This is a genomic window from Bacteroidota bacterium (genome assembly GCA_008933805.1).
Taxonomy (GTDB): Bacteria; Bacteroidota; Bacteroidia; order UBA8524; family UBA8524; genus SB11.
The window spans coordinates 25,028-40,397 of record WBUH01000013.1 but is presented as its reverse complement, the minus strand read 5'-3'; the positions used below and the strand labels follow the sequence as shown (position 1 = coordinate 40,397).

At 41.0% G+C, this 15,370-nt stretch carries 15 protein-coding genes; 4 read left to right on the top strand and 11 right to left on the bottom strand.

Features of this window, described 5'->3' with window-relative positions:
• Positions 1-4: 4 nt before the first annotated feature.
• From F9K23_13180 to clpP, 5 genes are all read right to left on the bottom strand, one after another.
• On the bottom strand, positions 5-721 hold the full coding sequence (locus F9K23_13180; GenBank protein ID KAB2914676.1) for a class I SAM-dependent methyltransferase: 717 nt from the start codon (positions 719-721) through the stop codon (positions 5-7).
• Positions 722-723: 2 nt separating this feature from the next.
• Positions 724-1,695: a hypothetical protein gene (locus F9K23_13175; GenBank protein KAB2914675.1), complete on the bottom strand. Its 972-nt coding sequence runs from the start codon at positions 1,693-1,695 to the stop codon at positions 724-726.
• A 540-nt stretch (positions 1,696-2,235) separates the two neighbouring features.
• The gene (clpX, locus tag F9K23_13170) at positions 2,236-3,495 is read right to left on the bottom strand and encodes an ATP-dependent Clp protease ATP-binding subunit ClpX (GenBank protein ID KAB2914674.1); all 1,260 of its coding nucleotides are present in this window, start codon (positions 3,493-3,495) and stop codon (positions 2,236-2,238) included.
• 174 nt (positions 3,496-3,669) lie between these two features.
• Complete coding sequence (locus tag F9K23_13165) at positions 3,670-4,338, bottom strand: ATP-dependent Clp protease proteolytic subunit (GenBank protein KAB2914673.1); 669 nt, start codon at positions 4,336-4,338, stop codon at positions 3,670-3,672.
• A 28-nt stretch (positions 4,339-4,366) separates the two neighbouring features.
• Complete coding sequence (gene clpP / locus F9K23_13160; protein ID KAB2914672.1) at positions 4,367-5,038, bottom strand: ATP-dependent Clp endopeptidase proteolytic subunit ClpP; 672 nt, start codon at positions 5,036-5,038, stop codon at positions 4,367-4,369.
• A gap of 124 nt (positions 5,039-5,162) precedes the next feature.
• Here clpP and F9K23_13155 point away from each other — a divergent pair, with 124 nt between their 5' ends.
• Positions 5,163-5,888, top strand: coding sequence for a PorT family protein (locus F9K23_13155; protein ID KAB2914671.1), 726 nt, complete (start codon positions 5,163-5,165; stop codon positions 5,886-5,888).
• A 3-nt stretch (positions 5,889-5,891) separates the two neighbouring features.
• Here the strand turns inward: F9K23_13155 and F9K23_13150 are convergent, their stop codons facing one another.
• The 5 genes from F9K23_13150 to F9K23_13130 form a co-directional block, all read right to left on the bottom strand.
• On the bottom strand, positions 5,892-6,518 hold the full coding sequence (locus tag F9K23_13150; protein KAB2914670.1) for a hypothetical protein: 627 nt from the start codon (positions 6,516-6,518) through the stop codon (positions 5,892-5,894).
• A gap of 266 nt (positions 6,519-6,784) precedes the next feature.
• Complete coding sequence (locus F9K23_13145) at positions 6,785-7,825, bottom strand: T9SS type A sorting domain-containing protein (GenBank protein KAB2914669.1); 1,041 nt, start codon at positions 7,823-7,825, stop codon at positions 6,785-6,787.
• Positions 7,826-8,010: 185 nt separating this feature from the next.
• Positions 8,011-10,278 carry an aconitate hydratase gene (locus F9K23_13140; protein ID KAB2914668.1) on the bottom strand — a complete coding sequence of 756 codons (2,268 nt, stop codon included), beginning with the start codon at positions 10,276-10,278 and terminating at the stop codon, positions 8,011-8,013.
• A 288-nt stretch (positions 10,279-10,566) separates the two neighbouring features.
• Positions 10,567-11,688, bottom strand: coding sequence for an arginase (locus F9K23_13135; GenBank protein KAB2914667.1), 1,122 nt, complete (start codon positions 11,686-11,688; stop codon positions 10,567-10,569).
• 151 nt (positions 11,689-11,839) lie between these two features.
• Complete coding sequence (locus F9K23_13130; protein ID KAB2914666.1) at positions 11,840-13,033, bottom strand: hypothetical protein; 1,194 nt, start codon at positions 13,031-13,033, stop codon at positions 11,840-11,842.
• 157 nt (positions 13,034-13,190) lie between these two features.
• Between F9K23_13130 and ytxJ the strand changes: the two genes are divergently transcribed.
• The 3 genes from ytxJ to F9K23_13115 all read left to right on the top strand — a co-directional run bounded on the left by ytxJ (position 13,191) and on the right by F9K23_13115 (position 14,831).
• Positions 13,191-13,538, top strand: coding sequence for a bacillithiol system redox-active protein YtxJ (gene ytxJ / locus F9K23_13125; GenBank protein ID KAB2914665.1), 348 nt, complete (start codon positions 13,191-13,193; stop codon positions 13,536-13,538).
• Between the two features lie 51 nt (positions 13,539-13,589).
• A complete protein-coding gene (locus F9K23_13120; protein ID KAB2914664.1) occupies positions 13,590-13,973 on the top strand; it encodes a hypothetical protein in 384 nt (127 codons plus the stop codon).
• 84 nt (positions 13,974-14,057) lie between these two features.
• Complete coding sequence (locus F9K23_13115) at positions 14,058-14,831, top strand: hypothetical protein (GenBank protein KAB2914663.1); 774 nt, start codon at positions 14,058-14,060, stop codon at positions 14,829-14,831.
• A gap of 99 nt (positions 14,832-14,930) precedes the next feature.
• Here the strand turns inward: F9K23_13115 and F9K23_13110 are convergent, their stop codons facing one another.
• Entirely contained in the window at positions 14,931-15,338 is a 408-nt protein-coding gene (locus F9K23_13110; protein KAB2914662.1) for an OsmC family protein, read from the bottom strand.
• Positions 15,339-15,370: the final 32 nt, after the last annotated feature.

Below are 15,370 nucleotides of genomic sequence, written 5' to 3'. Positions count from 1 at the left end.
CGGTTTATTTCTTAACGGCTTCCAGTGAAATCTGCTGGAAAGGCTCGCCCATATTGTTATAGGTGCGTGTTATCAGTTCCATAGCAGTTATTTCAAGTCCGTGTTTATTGTACAATGTAGTAAGGTGTTCAGGGGTTTCAAACCTAAAGGGGTAGTAATTCCCGTGGTATGGGGCAGTTTCTCTGTAAATACCTGTAATTGTATAATCGTCAATCTTTTCAGCAGGCGCATAGTTAGTGAATGCTTCTGATGTTGCTGATGGGGTATAGCTGAATACTTTTCCGCCGGTTTTCAATACTCTGGACACATGTGCAAGAAAGTTTTCAAAATCAGCAACGGCTAGGCAATTGCTTGAGAAAACATCTACAACCGCATCAAAATAGTTGGCTTCGTAGGGCATTTCAGTCATTGAGCCAACGGTAAGTTTAGCAGATGAACCCCATTTGTCCAGCATTTGTTTGCCCAATTCAATAGATGCAGCACTCAAATCAATTCCGTATGCGGCAAAGTTTTCCTTGCCAATCATCCACAAATTACTGCATGAGCCGCAACCAGCTTCAAGAATTTTTATGTTTTTACGTTCGTTAAATGGGATTTTAAAAAAATTACGTCCCATAAAGCGCAGCAGTTCTTCGTTAGGGTATAAGCGTTGTGCCTTAAAACCAGCTTGCGTGTATGATTTCTCATACCATTGTTGTGTACTCGAAATTGTATTTTCCATGTTTAAAAAGTAGCTGTAAATATGGTATGGGTGCGCATAAACTTTGTAAACCCGGTTTTAAAATAAAAAATATTTGCCTCTTTAGCATCAGTGTTGTTAAGAGGCAAATTCCCTAAATTAAACTCTTTTAGCCCGATATCCTTTGCATGATACATGGTTTGCAACAAATTGTTGTGAGCCAATCCTACATCAGCGGCCATCAATTCGCGGTCATATACACCTACACAATAATACGCAGTTTTTTTGCCATGCGTTACCAGTGTACCCGACGCCAATTTATTATTATAGTAGCCCAACATTAAGTAGGCTTGATTATTCAGTAACGATTCGTATTGCAGTTCCCACGTTTTGTCGCTGCGCGTAATACGGCCTGATACATGGCGGTGGAAATCCCTGAAGCTCATAAACTTTTCATAGCTGGGGTTGTCATGCGAAACAACCTCAGTAATCATGTTTTTTTCACTCCAATTGATAAGCGATTTATAGCTTTTTCGTACGCTTGATTTAATGATTTCTTTTGACTCAGTAAGGTCTAAGTAGGCCTCAAACCTCAAATCTGTTTGAGTTAGCTTGCTAAAAAAGGTAGACAGTAAATGGGTATTGTTGCTAAATAAAATGGACGTGTAGTTATTTTTTTTGGCAATTTCTTTTAGCGTACTAAAAAGTAGCGATAAAGCCCTTGCCTCCTTATCACGATTTTCAAAAACGGAGCTAATTATGGTTACCGGTTCGTTAAAAAAAGAAAATAGAGTTCCTATTGAGTAAGAAATAAGTGAGACAATGGGTTCATCGCCTTCAAATATTATTACTGAAGTGTTCTTATAATCGCCTTCTCCACCGCAATACTCTTTTTTGTATTCAATATTCAGCGGTAAGTAATCATAGGTACTGGAAATGTAGTCCCTAAATAATGTCGAATTATAAAAAGCATCAAGTTCCTGCGGCGTACAAGCCTCAAGCAGCCGGGCCTTCATTCGTAGTTATAATTATTTATTACTTCAGTCAATACTTATGGTAGCTATGCCTAAATACAATCTTTTAACGGGTAGCGCACTAATAATCATAGTCGGTTTATAGTTATTTATATAGTTAATTTATAATAAACGTCAGCGTCAAGTCAAAACAACCCACCCCAAACCTTATCTCCGGCTGGTTATTACCATACAACGTAATTCAGGCAAAAGAATATTGCGGTGCTGCAGTCTGAAAAATGCAACAAACAAATGCTTTGTTAAGGGGAGTTATTTAAAGATCAATGGAATACTGCCAAAATATAAACCATCATTTACAAAGGCCTCATTAGTATTGTTTAGCGCACTGCAAAATAATGCTAAGAGCCTGCCTAATACGAAAGAGTAACTTTTCTACTTGAACTGATTCAAATATATATGAATTTTATATTCTGGCAACCGATGTGCACAATATTTAATGCACAACTGCGTTGCCTTGTATTGTTAGCAAGAACAAAATAATGTTGATAGCCAAATGCTTGGCTTACAGGAAAATGGAGAGAATTAAGCAGCTTTTAGGTTTAGCTTCTCAAGTTTAGCTTTGGCGTATTCTAAATCAACTGTAATTTCTTTCAGTTTTTTAGATGGGGCATCGTACATCCAATCCAGCATAATTGCTTCACAAATTGAACGTAAGCCACGAGCGCCTACTTTGTAATCGTAAGCCTTGTCAACAATATAATCGATTACCTCTGGTTCAAAAATCAAGCTGGCACCTTCAATTTCAAACAGTTTTTCATATTGTTTTACCAAAGCATTCTTAGGCTCCAACAAAATACGTTTCAATGCTGGCTTGTCTAACGGATTTAAGAACGTTAGTACGGGCAAGCGGCCAATGATTTCAGGAATAAGACCGTAGCTTTTTAAATCAGCTGGCGCAACGTATTTAAGCAGGTTATTTTGGTCGTTTTCAGCCTCATCACCTTTTGACTTAAACCCGATTGCCTGTGTATCAATACGGCGGCTGATGATGGATTGTATGCCTTCAAAAGCACCTCCGCAAATAAATAAAATGTTGCTGGTATCTACCTGCAAAAACTTTTGTTCAGGGTGCTTACGTCCACCTTGTGGGGGTATGTTGGCTACAGTGCCTTCAAGCAACTTTAATAAACCTTGTTGCACACCTTCACCGCTCACATCACGAGTGATGGAAGGGTTGTCGCCTTTGCGGCTTATTTTATCAATTTCATCAATGTATATAATACCGCGTTGTGCAGCTTCTACATTATAATCGGCAGCTTGTAACAAGCGCGATATAGTGCTTTCTACATCTTCTCCCACATAACCGGCTTCGGTAAATACCGTAGCGTCAGCTATGCAGAAAGGAACGTCAAGCACTTTGGCAAGGGTGCGGGCAAGCAAGGTTTTACCTGTACCTGTTTCACCTACCAACAATATATTTGATTTTTCAAGCTCAACACCGTTGTCATTAACCTTGCTGTTAATGCGTTTGTAGTGGTTATACACCGCTACCGACAGTACTTTCTTGGCTTCGTCTTGTCCGATAACGTATTCGTCAAGGTGTTGCTTTATTTCAGCAGGAGTAAGAAGGCTTTTAGATGTTTTGCTAAATGCGCTCTTTTCCTTTTTATCCTTTTTCTCTTCAGTTTTGGGAGTAAAGCCCAGTTGTTGCTCTACAATGCTTCCGGCTTCAACAATACAGGCATCACAAATTTGTGCTTCCTGGCCAGAGACTAGTAGGGCGGCTTCGCTTGCCGGGCGACCGCAAAATGAACAGTAGGTGGTATCTTTTTTGTTTTTCAAGAAGTGTGACTTTAGTGAGCTTTACTGCAAAAGCAGTTCCTAAATGTGGGTAGTTGTAAAAGCTCCGTTTTCAACTACAAATTTAATATGAATTTATGGTATTTGAGCCAGTATTACAACAACAAAAAAGGCAGGTGGTTTTCCTGCCTTTTTTGAGTTATAACGGGAGAATTATTATTTGTTAACGAGTACCTCGTCAATCATACCGTATTCTTTGGCTTCATCGGCCTTCATCCAGTAATCACGGTCGCCGTCGGCTTCAACTTTTTCAACGGTTTGGCCCGAGTGGCGTGAAATGATTTCGTACAATTCACCTTTTAGTTTCCTATAAAGGTTTGCAGTTATTTCAATATCACTTTGCTGACCTTGTGCACCACCGTGAGGTTGGTGAATCATTACTCTGCTATGGCGTAACGCACTACGCTTGCCAGCTGCTCCGGCACATAGTAATACAGCACCAAAGCTGGCTGCCATGCCTGTGCAAATAGTAGCAACATCGGGTTTAATAAATTGCATAGTGTCGTAAATGCCTAAACCTGCAAATACTGAGCCTCCGGGGCTGTTGATGTACATTTGTATATCGCGTTTTGGGTCCATAGACTCAAGGAACAGAAATTGGGCTACAATAATGTTTGCAATTTCATCATCCACTTCAGTACCCAAAAACACAATTCTATCAGCCATCAAGCGAGAGAAAACGTCAATCTCACGGAAGTTTACAGGACGTTCCTCAATCACCGTGCGCGTCATGTTCTGTATAGAACTAGTGAAGCGGTGAGTGCTTAAGCTGCTTATGCCCAAATGCTTGGTAGCATACTTATTAAATTCTTTGCCAAGATCCATAGTTTTAATGTTTAGATAAATTAATTGTTTAGCGTTTGCGGGTAAGCACCTCGTCAATCATACCATATTGTTTTGCTTCGCCTGCAATCATCCAGTAATCGCGGTCAGCATCTTTTTCAACCTTATCAAAGGGTTGTCCACTGTGGTTGGCAATAATATCGTACAGCTCTTTTTTCAATTTTTTAATCTCGCGGGCAGTAATCTCAATATCGCTCTCTTGGCCTTGTGCACCGCCCATTGGTTGGTGTATCATCACACGGCTGTGTTCCAATCCGCTGCGTTTGCCTGCTGCGCCTGCGCACAACAATACAGCGCCCATGCTGGCCGCCATACCTGTACAAATAGTGGCTACATCAGGTTTTATAAACTGCATTGTATCATAAATGCCTAATCCTGCGTATACCGAACCGCCCGGGCTGTTCACGTACATTTGTATGTCGCGTTTCGCATCCATAGATTCCAAAAACAGGAATTGGGCGATAATTATGTTTGCTATATAATCGTCGATACCAGTTCCCAAAAACACAATCCTATCGGCCATCAAACGTGAGAAAACGTCAATCTCGCGAAAGTTTACAGGACGTTCTTCAATTACTGTTCGGGTCATGTTTTCAACCGAATTTATATACTTGTCGGTATGCAAACTGTTGATGCCCCTATGTTTGGTGGCATACTTGCGGAACTCTTTACCAAAATCCATATTATTATTTTTAAGGGTGATTTTTCAAAGTGTAATCAACAAAAAAAAAACCAACTGTGCAAAACGGTAAAATTGGCAGGCTGGTTTCTATTAATCGACACTTATTGGCGATGAATTGCTGCAAATGGCAGAGCAATGTAACAAACCTGAATTCAAAAAAAATTCGTATATTTATGATATACCAATACCTGAAAAACGTATGAGAAATATAGTAGCAGCATTTGCGGTATTGTGTTTAAGCCTTGGGCTGAAAGCACAAAAGGGATTCTATTACGGCGGCTTGTTCGGTATAGGGCAGGCATCTTTTAACAGTTCATCGTTGGCAAATCAATCTAATCTCCTAATGATAGGAGGAGGAGTGGCCGGCACTTATCAGTTTACCAATTATTTTGGACTAACGGTAAATGGTTTGGTGGTTTCAAAAGGAACCAGTGCTACCGGAACTTTGCAAGGCAACATTTTTAATCCTGATGAGGATTATGAAGAAACATACCGCTTACTGTATGCAGAAGTGCCTGTGATGGCAAAACTGCGTTACGGGGCTAAAGGATTTTACGGTAAGATTTTTGGCGGCCCCAGTTTTAACTTTAACCTGAGTGGTGCTTATGATATTGATTATAAAAACAGCACTAACAAGGATATGAGCGGACAAAAGATAAATGGCTTGAAGGTGATGGAAACCGCTTTGGTATATGGTGCTGGTGTTGAGGTAGAAACCTCAGCCGCGGGTTTGTACTCGTTAGAGTTTCGCATGAGCCAAGGCTTAAGCAGTATTGCTAAAACGGTAATGGGTAGCAATGATATTAAAAACGAATACTTTTCTATTTGTTTAGGCTGGAGTCTGAACTAAATACTAAACGGCAGCGGGGTAGTAATGCGATAGTATTTCTATCCCAATGCCTATAATCAGGTTTATCAGCAGGATATTGCGTAAACTGAAGATGAATTTATCTGATATGTTTTCAGGTAATCGGGTCACAATTTTTTCAACCAAATTATCTATAGCGGCAGTTTTTTCTTCGTCGGTACCTTGTTTATTTACCTGTATCAGTTGCTCCCATTCGGTTTTGTAGCCTGATAGTTTTACGATAAAACGTACCAACCTCAACTCGCCTGAACTTGCGGCAATGGATGAGCCTTTGTCTGTAACTAACAAGCCTAATTTGCTGTGGGCTACTTTGCCTAATATTCCGGTAAGAAATCCTTGGTTTTTTTCGATAGCCTTACTAATGGCCAGACCCATACCGCTTAGGTAACCTAAGTAAAAGTAAATTGCCGGGAAAGCAGCAAACAATAACACTACCATTAGTGCTGAAAGGGCAATGTGCCAGCCGCCGGTTTCGAACAGTTTAATGTACCAGCCTACTTTTATTACGCCGTATATCCAATTGACGGCTAAACCAACTACGGCAAATTTTATTACTGAAAGTATTGACCAGCCTGCTATGCGGGCATAGTCTTTTATGTCTCCTGTTTGCATATTGAGGACGAAAGATACAAAAAGCCTGCTTACAAAAGTAAGCAGGCCAGCAAATAAGGCAGCAAGCCAATAAGGTTGCTACGTTATACCATAGGTTTATTATGGTTTTAGCAGAATTATGCAAACCTATGGTGCGGCAAAACGATATACTATTACCAAGTAATAAGTGGGCAGTTATGGCAATAAGTGGACGATACTGCCGATAATCGGCGGGGATAGAAATAAAAAAAGCAGGCCATCGGCCTGCTTTTAAGAAAACTCAATATTTACTTAATGATTCTTTTCTGAACTAAAGTATCGTCGGGTGTACGTATTTCTAACAAATAGATACCTTTATTTAGGTTGTTTGTTTCAATTTTATTGCCGATTGCTGTGATTAACTCTTTACCTGTTAAATCTTTTATACAAAGTTGTTTTACGCTTTGTTCAGTAATTACAATTATTTCATCGACAAACGGATTAGGATAAATTAAAACATCATTAACTATGTTGTTATATGTTTCACTCATTTTACCTTCATTTAGTTCGTTAGTTTCTAATTCCGTTCTTTGTGATGGCTGCCAAGGCTCGCATTCGCAACAAACAGTTGTAGGAAATGTATAAAAGAGTGTTGGGCAGTTTGGGTTATTAAGGTCACAGGGTTGAATTTCAATTTCAAAGTCCATAGTTCTACAACGTATTCCTACAATGCCTTGCCCCAAGGGAATATCACAAAATCCATCATCAGGAATGAAGAACTGAAGTTGATTGTTTCCAGTATACTGTACCTGTGAAACTGTGTTTGAAGAAGGATTTCTTATGGATACAGCAGGATTAATGCATAGTCCGTCTAAATTGGGATTAAAATTATAAAGGCGTGATGTGTTAAATGTGAAACATCCCGTTCCGTCGGCAGGGCTGAAAGTAGGAGTAAAAGAAACTGTACTTATTATCATAGGGTCAATTTCCCCTCCCGGGCCACCAGGGTTTACATACTCGGGAGGAACTACAATAGAAAACGTTTTGTCATATTGTAATAAGTAATCAACACCATAAGGTATGATGAAAGGGTTTGAAACAGCTTGACCATTTACAATTTCATACGCAAAAAAGTATGTAGTTGCGTTAGCAGGAATAGTAGTTATTTTGATGGCACTTCCGTTGAGAAATTTAAAAGGGGTTATTCGGTTGCCAGAGTTGGTTACTTGCTGATAGCAGCTTGATATATAGATGTTTGGAGGTAAGTTGGCTAATATTTGTGTAGACAGCCCTAAAAAGAAGTAAATCAAAAATGTTGCTTTCGTAATTAATAGTATTAGATTTTTCATAATTAGATACTTTTACACTAAGTAACTAAGGTTTTTGCGCAACTAAATATTCAATTTCATAAGTGGGGTTGATTTCACAATAAGTGGGCGATTTGATTTTATATGTGAAAAGGGGCGGTATCAATTTTTGATGCCGCCCCTTTTGATAATATTAGGTGTTTTTAATTTGAAGCCTGCATAACGGATTAACCGTTGGCTTGTTTGCGGATGATGTTTAGGGCACCACCGGCTTTAAACCACTCAATTTGTTGGTCGTTGTAGGTGTGGTTTACGGTAATTTCATCCACACTGCCGTCGGCGTGTTTCAATACCACTGTTAATGGTTTGCCGGGGCTAAATGTAGTAAGACCTACGATATCAATTTTATCGTTTTCCTGAATTTTTTCGTAATCCTCTTTGTTGGCAAAGGTAAGTGCCAACATACCTTGTTTTTTAAGGTTGGTTTCGTGGATACGGGCAAATGATTTTACCAATATTACGCGAACACCCAAGTGACGAGGCTCCATTGCGGCGTGCTCACGTGATGAACCTTCACCGTAGTTTTCGTCGCCCACCACTATGCTGCCAATTCCTGCGGCTTTGTATGCACGCTGGGTAGCAGGCACAGGGCCGTATTCACCGGTAAGTTGGTTTTTAACGTTATCAGCACTGTCATTAAAGTAGTTGATAGCACCAATCAACATATTGTTTGAAATGTTATCTAAGTGTCCGCGGAATTTTAACCAAGGACCTGCCATACTGATGTGGTCGGTGGTACACTTGCCTTTTGCTTTAATCAACAGGTAAAGGTCTTTTAAGTCAGTACCTTCCCATGCAGCAAACGGGTCAAGCAATTGTAAACGGTTGCTCGCAGGGTCAACAATTACTTTCACACTGCTACCGTCAGCGGCAGGTGCTTGGTAACCAGCATCCTCAACATCAAAACCTTTAGCGGGTAATTCAATACCTTTAGGTTCATCCAACTTCACTTGCTCACCTTTTTCGTTGGTAAGAGTATCGGTAATTGGGTTAAAGGTAAGGTCGCCGGCAATAGCAAACGCAGTTACAATTTCAGGTGAAGCTACAAATGCGTGAGTATTTGGGTTACCGTCGTTACGTTTTGCAAAGTTGCGGTTAAACGAGGTAATGATTGAGTTTTTACGGTTAGGGTCGCTGGTGTGGCGTGCCCATTGGCCAATACAAGGGCCACAGGCGTTTGCCAACACAACACCACCCATTTGGTCAAAAGTGTTCAAATACCCGTCGCGTTCAACGGTGTAGCGCACCATTTCAGAACCGGGGGTAATAGTAAACTCAGCTTTTGTTTTAAGGTTTTTATCAATGGCTTGTTGGGCAACTGATGCTGCACGGGTAATATCTTCGTACGAAGAGTTGGTGCAACTGCCTATCAAACCTACCTCAAGGGTAGCGGGCCAGTTGTTTTCTTTAACGGCAGCCGCAAATTTGCTAAGCGGCCAAGCCAAATCAGGAGTAAAGGGGCCATTTACATGAGGCTCTAACTCGCTAAGATTAATTTCTATTACTTGATCAAAGTATTTCTCAGGATTTGCATATACCTCAGCATCACCGGTAAGGTGTTCGGCAATCGCATCGGCAAGGTCGGCAACTTCGGCACGGGCTGTACCGCGCAGGTAATCGCCCATTGCTTTATCGTAACCGAATATTGAAGTGGTAGCACCAATTTCAGCGCCCATGTTACAAATAGTGCCTTTACCGGTACAAGATATGTTTGAAGCACCTTCGCCAAAATATTCTACTATGGCACCTGTGCCGCCTTTTACGGTAAGTATGCCTGCTACCTTCAAAATAACGTCTTTGGCACTGGTCCAGCCGCTCATTTTTCCGGTAAGTTTCACACCTATTAATTTAGGGAATTTAAGCTCCCAAGGTAAGCCAGCCATAACGTCGCAAGCATCAGCACCACCCACACCAATGGCAACCATACCCAAACCACCTGCGTTTACAGTGTGGCTATCGGTACCAATCATCATTGCGCCCGGGAAAGCGTAGTTTTCAAGTACTACTTGGTGGATAATACCGGCACCGGGTTTCCAAAAACCGATACCATACTTGTTTGATACAGAAGAAAGGAAATCGTACACCTCTTTGTTAGTGTCGATAGCAGTTTGCAAATCTTCAATAGCTCCTGTTTTTGCTTGAATCAAGTGGTCACAGTGAACGGTAGAAGGAACCGCCACCTTATCGCGGCCTGCTTGCATAAATTGTAGCAATGCCATCTGTGCGGTAGCATCTTGCATAGCTACACGGTCAGGAGCAAAATCTACATACGATTTTCCACGCTCGTAAGCAGTGGTAGCAGCACCGTCCCAAAGGTGCGAGTACAGTATTTTTTCTGTAAGGGTAAGTGGCCTTCCCAAAGCACTGCGCGCAGCACTAATCTTTTCAGGCATTTGGGCATAGGTTTTCTTTATCAGGTCGAGGTCGAATACCATAATTATAAGGTTTTTAGAAGCCGCAAAAATAAACTAAAGTAAGGATAAATGCTTTTTACACTTTACTTTATACTAATTCTAAACAAGTGGTGTATGCAAATGGTTTTGAGGTAAGTATATAAGCACGCATATTATCCAATATCCAACACGCGCACAGGTTCGCTCATCCTTTTTTGTAATAAGGTTAAGAGTGAAGTTAGCTATTCAAACGCTCAAATTATCCTCTGTTGTAATTTGAGGGAATGGCGGCTAGGGAATAGAAAATAAGAAGGGGTTGTTTTCCCTTCGTTAGGTGTATTTTTGGAATACACGCCACCAGCGGTCTGGCATCTCATTGTTGCAGGCTACTTGGTAATCGGCATAGCTGCAAGGCACCACAATTGGGAAGGTGTTTTCTTTGTGGTTTTTGGGGTGCGGTATTTCCATCCACCAGCGGGCAGTGGTTTTACTTTTGTAAAAAACAATCTCGTGTTGGCCTTCGTTAAGGGCGGTACGGTATTGCAAAAACTTCTCCTGTTCTTTCACAGGGTCTTCGTCTTTGCGCAGCGATACTCCTTCGGCAAAGTACCAAATCATTTGGGCGATTAGTTGTGCCGAGCTTACTTGTGAAGTAGGTAAACCGTAAAAACCAATGCTTTGCAAACGCGGGCTAATGCCAGCATAGCGGGCAATTTGGCAAGCTTCTTCAGCACTGATACCGTTTGGCGTTGAGCCGGGGCTGCCCAATGCATCGGCATATTTCACACAGGCCAAATCAAACACACATACTTTTGAGTTGCGCAGGCTGGGTTCAGTAATATCCGGGTTTCCACGCAATACACCCAAGCGCACGGTATCAAAGTACATTTTTTCAAACGCCATCAGTGCTTCTTCATCGCACAAATAGGTTTGGTAGCCCATGTGGTTAAGATTGAAAAGATGATTAGGTTCATGCGATACGATGCGGTATACCAAGTCCTCTTCGTTAATGGATACTTTGTTATCAAAAACAGTTACCTCGGTAAACTTGGTAAGGTTATCAAAGCCTGCATATTGACCAACACCTGCTAATTGGTGGTTGCCCAATATTACCGATACTACATTTTGCGTGGCTAGTTCGTTCACCACTGTCCTAACTGCATACAATGTATCATCAGCCGATTCGCCCGGAATAATATTGCCTAAATCAACAATACTCAGTCCCGGAAACTTAAAGTACAAGCTATATAGTTCGTTTCGCTGTTCGGTGAATGCTGTTTCGGCATTTTGTTGTGCCGGTCCGCCCAAACGGGCATCGTACACCCCAAACAGTGCTATTTTAAAGCCTGAGGTGTCGGGAAATTTATCTTTGTGCTGAACAATATTTCCAGAAAACCGACGACGGTCGTCGGGCACATCTACCTTTACCGGATAAAAAAACTTTTCAATCATAAAACTACCCCGACAAATAAACTTATTTATCGTTGAAAGTTACCCCACAGTTTATCAACTATTCAATAGTATGCTTGTTGGGTAGTTAAAACAGAAAAAAGTAAGTTTTTTAGTGTCTGAATGGGTTCGTCAACTAAGCAGATTTGCAGTGTTATACAGGCCTGCAATGATACAGTATCCCTTTAGTGCCCTGTTGGGTGAAAAATAAATACTCATTACCTCCGTCCTTAATTTTGAACAACTTTTTTATCTCATCCACCGATAGTCTGAAATTGCGTTTGGCCACATTGGCTTTTTGCAATCCGTGTTGTTTTATATAAGCAGCGATACCGCTTTTGGCAAAAGGGACAGCGTTGATAATACTAAACTGACGCCCCATAAAGTCTTCAATAGGGGTAGTGCCTGTGTAATAAGCCGTTTTCGGGTCGATGGTTCCTAAGCCAAGTTCAGCAGCGTACGATTGGTGCAGGCCTGCCTTTATAATAGCTGTATTTGGCTCAAAGAAACAGTCAGGAGGTGCCGTTTCAGGTAATGGGTTTTTGACCTGAGTTGTTGTGTATTCTTGCCACGCACTGCCGTTGTGGTTTACGGCCACTGTTTTTGCTATACCCGTAAACCCTTTTTCAGCGGTAATTAGTATTTCCTTTACCTCGTTTTTTACTGCAATTACCCGTACTTCACGCACATTGCCAAGCTGCAATACAGCCGTATTAATATCTAATAGGGGCGAGGCTTTTACTATCAGTGTTTGTGTTCGGTCCCATAATTTGGGCAGTAACGCAATAATATCAGGGGTTGATTGCTGCAAAGTAATTTTTCGCTCCCCTTTTTCATCCCTTCGGTCGGGGTCAGTATAAATGCAGTCAAAGGGTTCATCACTTTCATACAAATACTCTTCGGCAGTTTGGGTAATGCGTTTGACGTTTTTTATTGCAAGTTTTGGATAGTTGAAAGCAACAATTTGGTTTAATGCCTCGTCATTATCAATAGTAGTTAACTGTGCAAAGGTTTGGGACAAGGCCCACTCGTCAACTCCTAACCCACCACCCAAAATGAGCAATTTTTTACCCTTTATAAACGTTGATTTATAAAGAGCCACTAATTGCGAAGTGGATTGTTCATAGCTGCGTTGCGAAAGGGCGCAGCGGCTATCAACCCACAACGGTAACTTGTCGGCTGCTTTTTGGTATAGCTTAATCAGCTCTGCCAGTGCAGCAACATCACAAGGTATTTTGCCGCTGTATTGAAGAACAATTTGCGCCGGGTTTTTGTTAATCAGTTTATTTACATAAGGTTTACAATCCTCACTGCTTAGAAGTTCACATATTTTTTTGTAATTTTGCATAGAATTTGAGGATGCTAAAGATACACTGGAGTTTAAACATTAAATATATGAAGAAGGTACTTGTTATTTTGCTGGTAATTGCGGGTTTGGGTGTGTTGAGTTCTTGTCATAAAGACCAATGCCCATCGTACAAAATTAGCACTGTAGTAGGAAAATAATGCCCCTTAGTTGGAAAAACATTACCCAGCCTGATGAGTTGGAGTTAATCAGTACCCAAAGTCACAAGGTTCCTGTTGTTATCTTTAAGCACAGCACACGTTGCAATATTAGTGCTGTAGCTAAAAACCGGATGGATAGTAACGAAGCGGAGAAAGGTGAAGAGTATTACTACTTAGACTTATTAAGTTATAGAGATATCTCAGCGGCTATTGCCGAGCGGTTTAAAATAAACCATGAATCACCCCAATTATTATTGATTGTTGATGGCGAATGTGTGTATGAAGAATCGCACATGGGCATCAATTTTTCTGAGTTGCAAGAGCAAATCTCTTTGCACAAAAAATAAACTCTTTTTAAAGGCAACTTTACCGTTTTTCGCAGTATCTATTTTAATAGATTGAGACAGGTTACTGCCATATTGTTGCTTTTAGCCCTTGCGTTTCCGTTTACTATGCGTTTGGGTATAGTAGGAAATTATTTAATTAATAAAACCTATTATGCTACGGTGCTTTGTGAAAATAAAGACAACGCAGCGTTAGATTGCGAAGGCAGTTGCCGTTTGAACGAAGAGCTAAATGAGGTTGAAAAACCCACAACAAACGGTAAAGAAATGCCTTTGAGGCAGCAACTAAAAATCTCAGTATTCATACTAATCAATTGTTTTCAGGTAGCCGTTCCACCTTCAGATTGCACAGAATTGCATGATTTGGAGGCACCTCTTTCAGTCGCAACCTGTAATTCAGATTTCTTTCAGCCGCCCGAGGATGTAATGTATTCATAATCGCTATTAGCAGATGCCAATGCCGCACAGCATGTGCTACTACAATTAAGCCGGCAAAAAATTATACATTACATTCTATTACCGATGAAAAAATTATCAGGATTTGCAATCGCACTGGCGTTGCTAACATTTATAAGTTCTTGTAAGAAAGACGATAATAAAAATACCAACCCCGCTCCAACAGAGCAAAAGGGTGCTGTTACCGTTGAGTTTGACCATAAATTCGGCACGGCGGAGTTTGCATTAAATACGACGTTTACTACGCAATCGTCAGAGCAACTAACATTTACCAATGTAAGGTATTACATCACTAATTTTAAACTTCAAAAAACCGACGGTTCGTATTGGGTTGCTCCTGAAAGTTATTACTTGGTGGATGTGGCTAAAACCAACGGAACCTTGCTAACCATTGCCGATGTTCCTGCCGGTGATTACAAGGGCGTGAGCTATACAATAGGGGTAGATAGTATTCGTAACGTTTCGGGTGCGCAAACAGGTGCTTTAGACCCTGCTAACGGCATGTTTTGGAGCTGGAACTCAGGCTACATTTTTATGAAGTTTGAGGGTACTTCGCCACAGGCTTCCAACGGAAGTTTTTCATACCATGTGGGCGGCTTTTCAGGGGCTAATAATACCATACAACAAAACAGTCATGCGTTTGGCGCTACCAATTTGCAAGTAAAGAGCAGCGCTACCTCAAAAATTCATATGCTGGTAAATATGCAAAAACTATTTGACGGTGAGCACGAAACAATTAAAGTGGCTACCTTCAATATGATTCATGTGCCCGGAGCAAACGCAGTAAAAGTGGCTGAAAACTTTCACCACGCTATAGAGTTTGGTCACGTACACAACTAAAACACCTACTTTTTGTACTGTGCATTTGCGCAGTAATATAAAACGCACCCGTTTGCAACAGCAATTTGGGTGCGTTTTTGTTTGGATTAGCTGCTACGTTTATTGGTAAACAAACTCAACAGCTTGTTCAATTTCTGGGTTCAGGCTTTTGGCAACAGGGCAGGTAATGGCCGTGTGTTCTAAGATTGCCTTCTGCTTATCTGTATAGTTTTTACCTGTAAAAGTAATCACCACGTCAATTTTTATAATGCGTCGGGGGTCAGAAGCCATGTGTTTTTTCACTTCTATTTTTGTGCCGCTCATGTCAATTTCATGTGTATTGGCAGCAATACCCATCAGCGTTAACATGCAACTGCCAAGTGCGGCAGTTACCGTATCAGTAGGAGAAAAAGCCTCGCCTCTTCCGTGGTTGTCAACGGGTGCATCGGTAATAAAAGTTTTGCCCGAAGCAAGGTGTGTGGCTTCGGTTCTTAAATCGCCCAAGTATTTTATTTCAGCAGTAAACATTTTTGGCACTTTTTTCGTTATTTTTGAATGAA

Excerpts from the sequence above, each read along its gene's own strand:
- F9K23_13180 (KAB2914676.1), bottom strand. The coding sequence starts at position 721 with ATGGAAAATACAATTTCGAGTACACAACAATGGTATGAGAAATCATAC.
- F9K23_13175 (KAB2914675.1), bottom strand. The coding sequence starts at position 1,695 with ATGAAGGCCCGGCTGCTTGAGGCTTGTACGCCGCAGGAACTTGATGCT.
- F9K23_13165 (KAB2914673.1), bottom strand. The coding sequence starts at position 4,338 with ATGGATCTTGGCAAAGAATTTAATAAGTATGCTACCAAGCATTTGGGC.
- clpP (KAB2914672.1), bottom strand. The coding sequence starts at position 5,038 with ATGGATTTTGGTAAAGAGTTCCGCAAGTATGCCACCAAACATAGGGGC.
- F9K23_13155 (KAB2914671.1), top strand. The coding sequence starts at position 5,163 with ATGGCAGAGCAATGTAACAAACCTGAATTCAAAAAAAATTCGTATATT.
- F9K23_13150 (KAB2914670.1), bottom strand. The coding sequence starts at position 6,518 with ATGCAAACAGGAGACATAAAAGACTATGCCCGCATAGCAGGCTGGTCA.
- F9K23_13145 (KAB2914669.1), bottom strand. The coding sequence starts at position 7,825 with ATGAAAAATCTAATACTATTAATTACGAAAGCAACATTTTTGATTTAC.
- F9K23_13140 (KAB2914668.1), bottom strand. The coding sequence starts at position 10,278 with ATGGTATTCGACCTCGACCTGATAAAGAAAACCTATGCCCAAATGCCT.
- F9K23_13135 (KAB2914667.1), bottom strand. The coding sequence starts at position 11,688 with ATGATTGAAAAGTTTTTTTATCCGGTAAAGGTAGATGTGCCCGACGAC.
- F9K23_13130 (KAB2914666.1), bottom strand. The coding sequence starts at position 13,033 with ATGCAAAATTACAAAAAAATATGTGAACTTCTAAGCAGTGAGGATTGT.
- ytxJ (KAB2914665.1), top strand. The coding sequence starts at position 13,191 with ATGCCCCTTAGTTGGAAAAACATTACCCAGCCTGATGAGTTGGAGTTA.
- F9K23_13115 (KAB2914663.1), top strand. The coding sequence starts at position 14,058 with ATGAAAAAATTATCAGGATTTGCAATCGCACTGGCGTTGCTAACATTT.
- F9K23_13110 (KAB2914662.1), bottom strand. The coding sequence starts at position 15,338 with ATGTTTACTGCTGAAATAAAATACTTGGGCGATTTAAGAACCGAAGCC.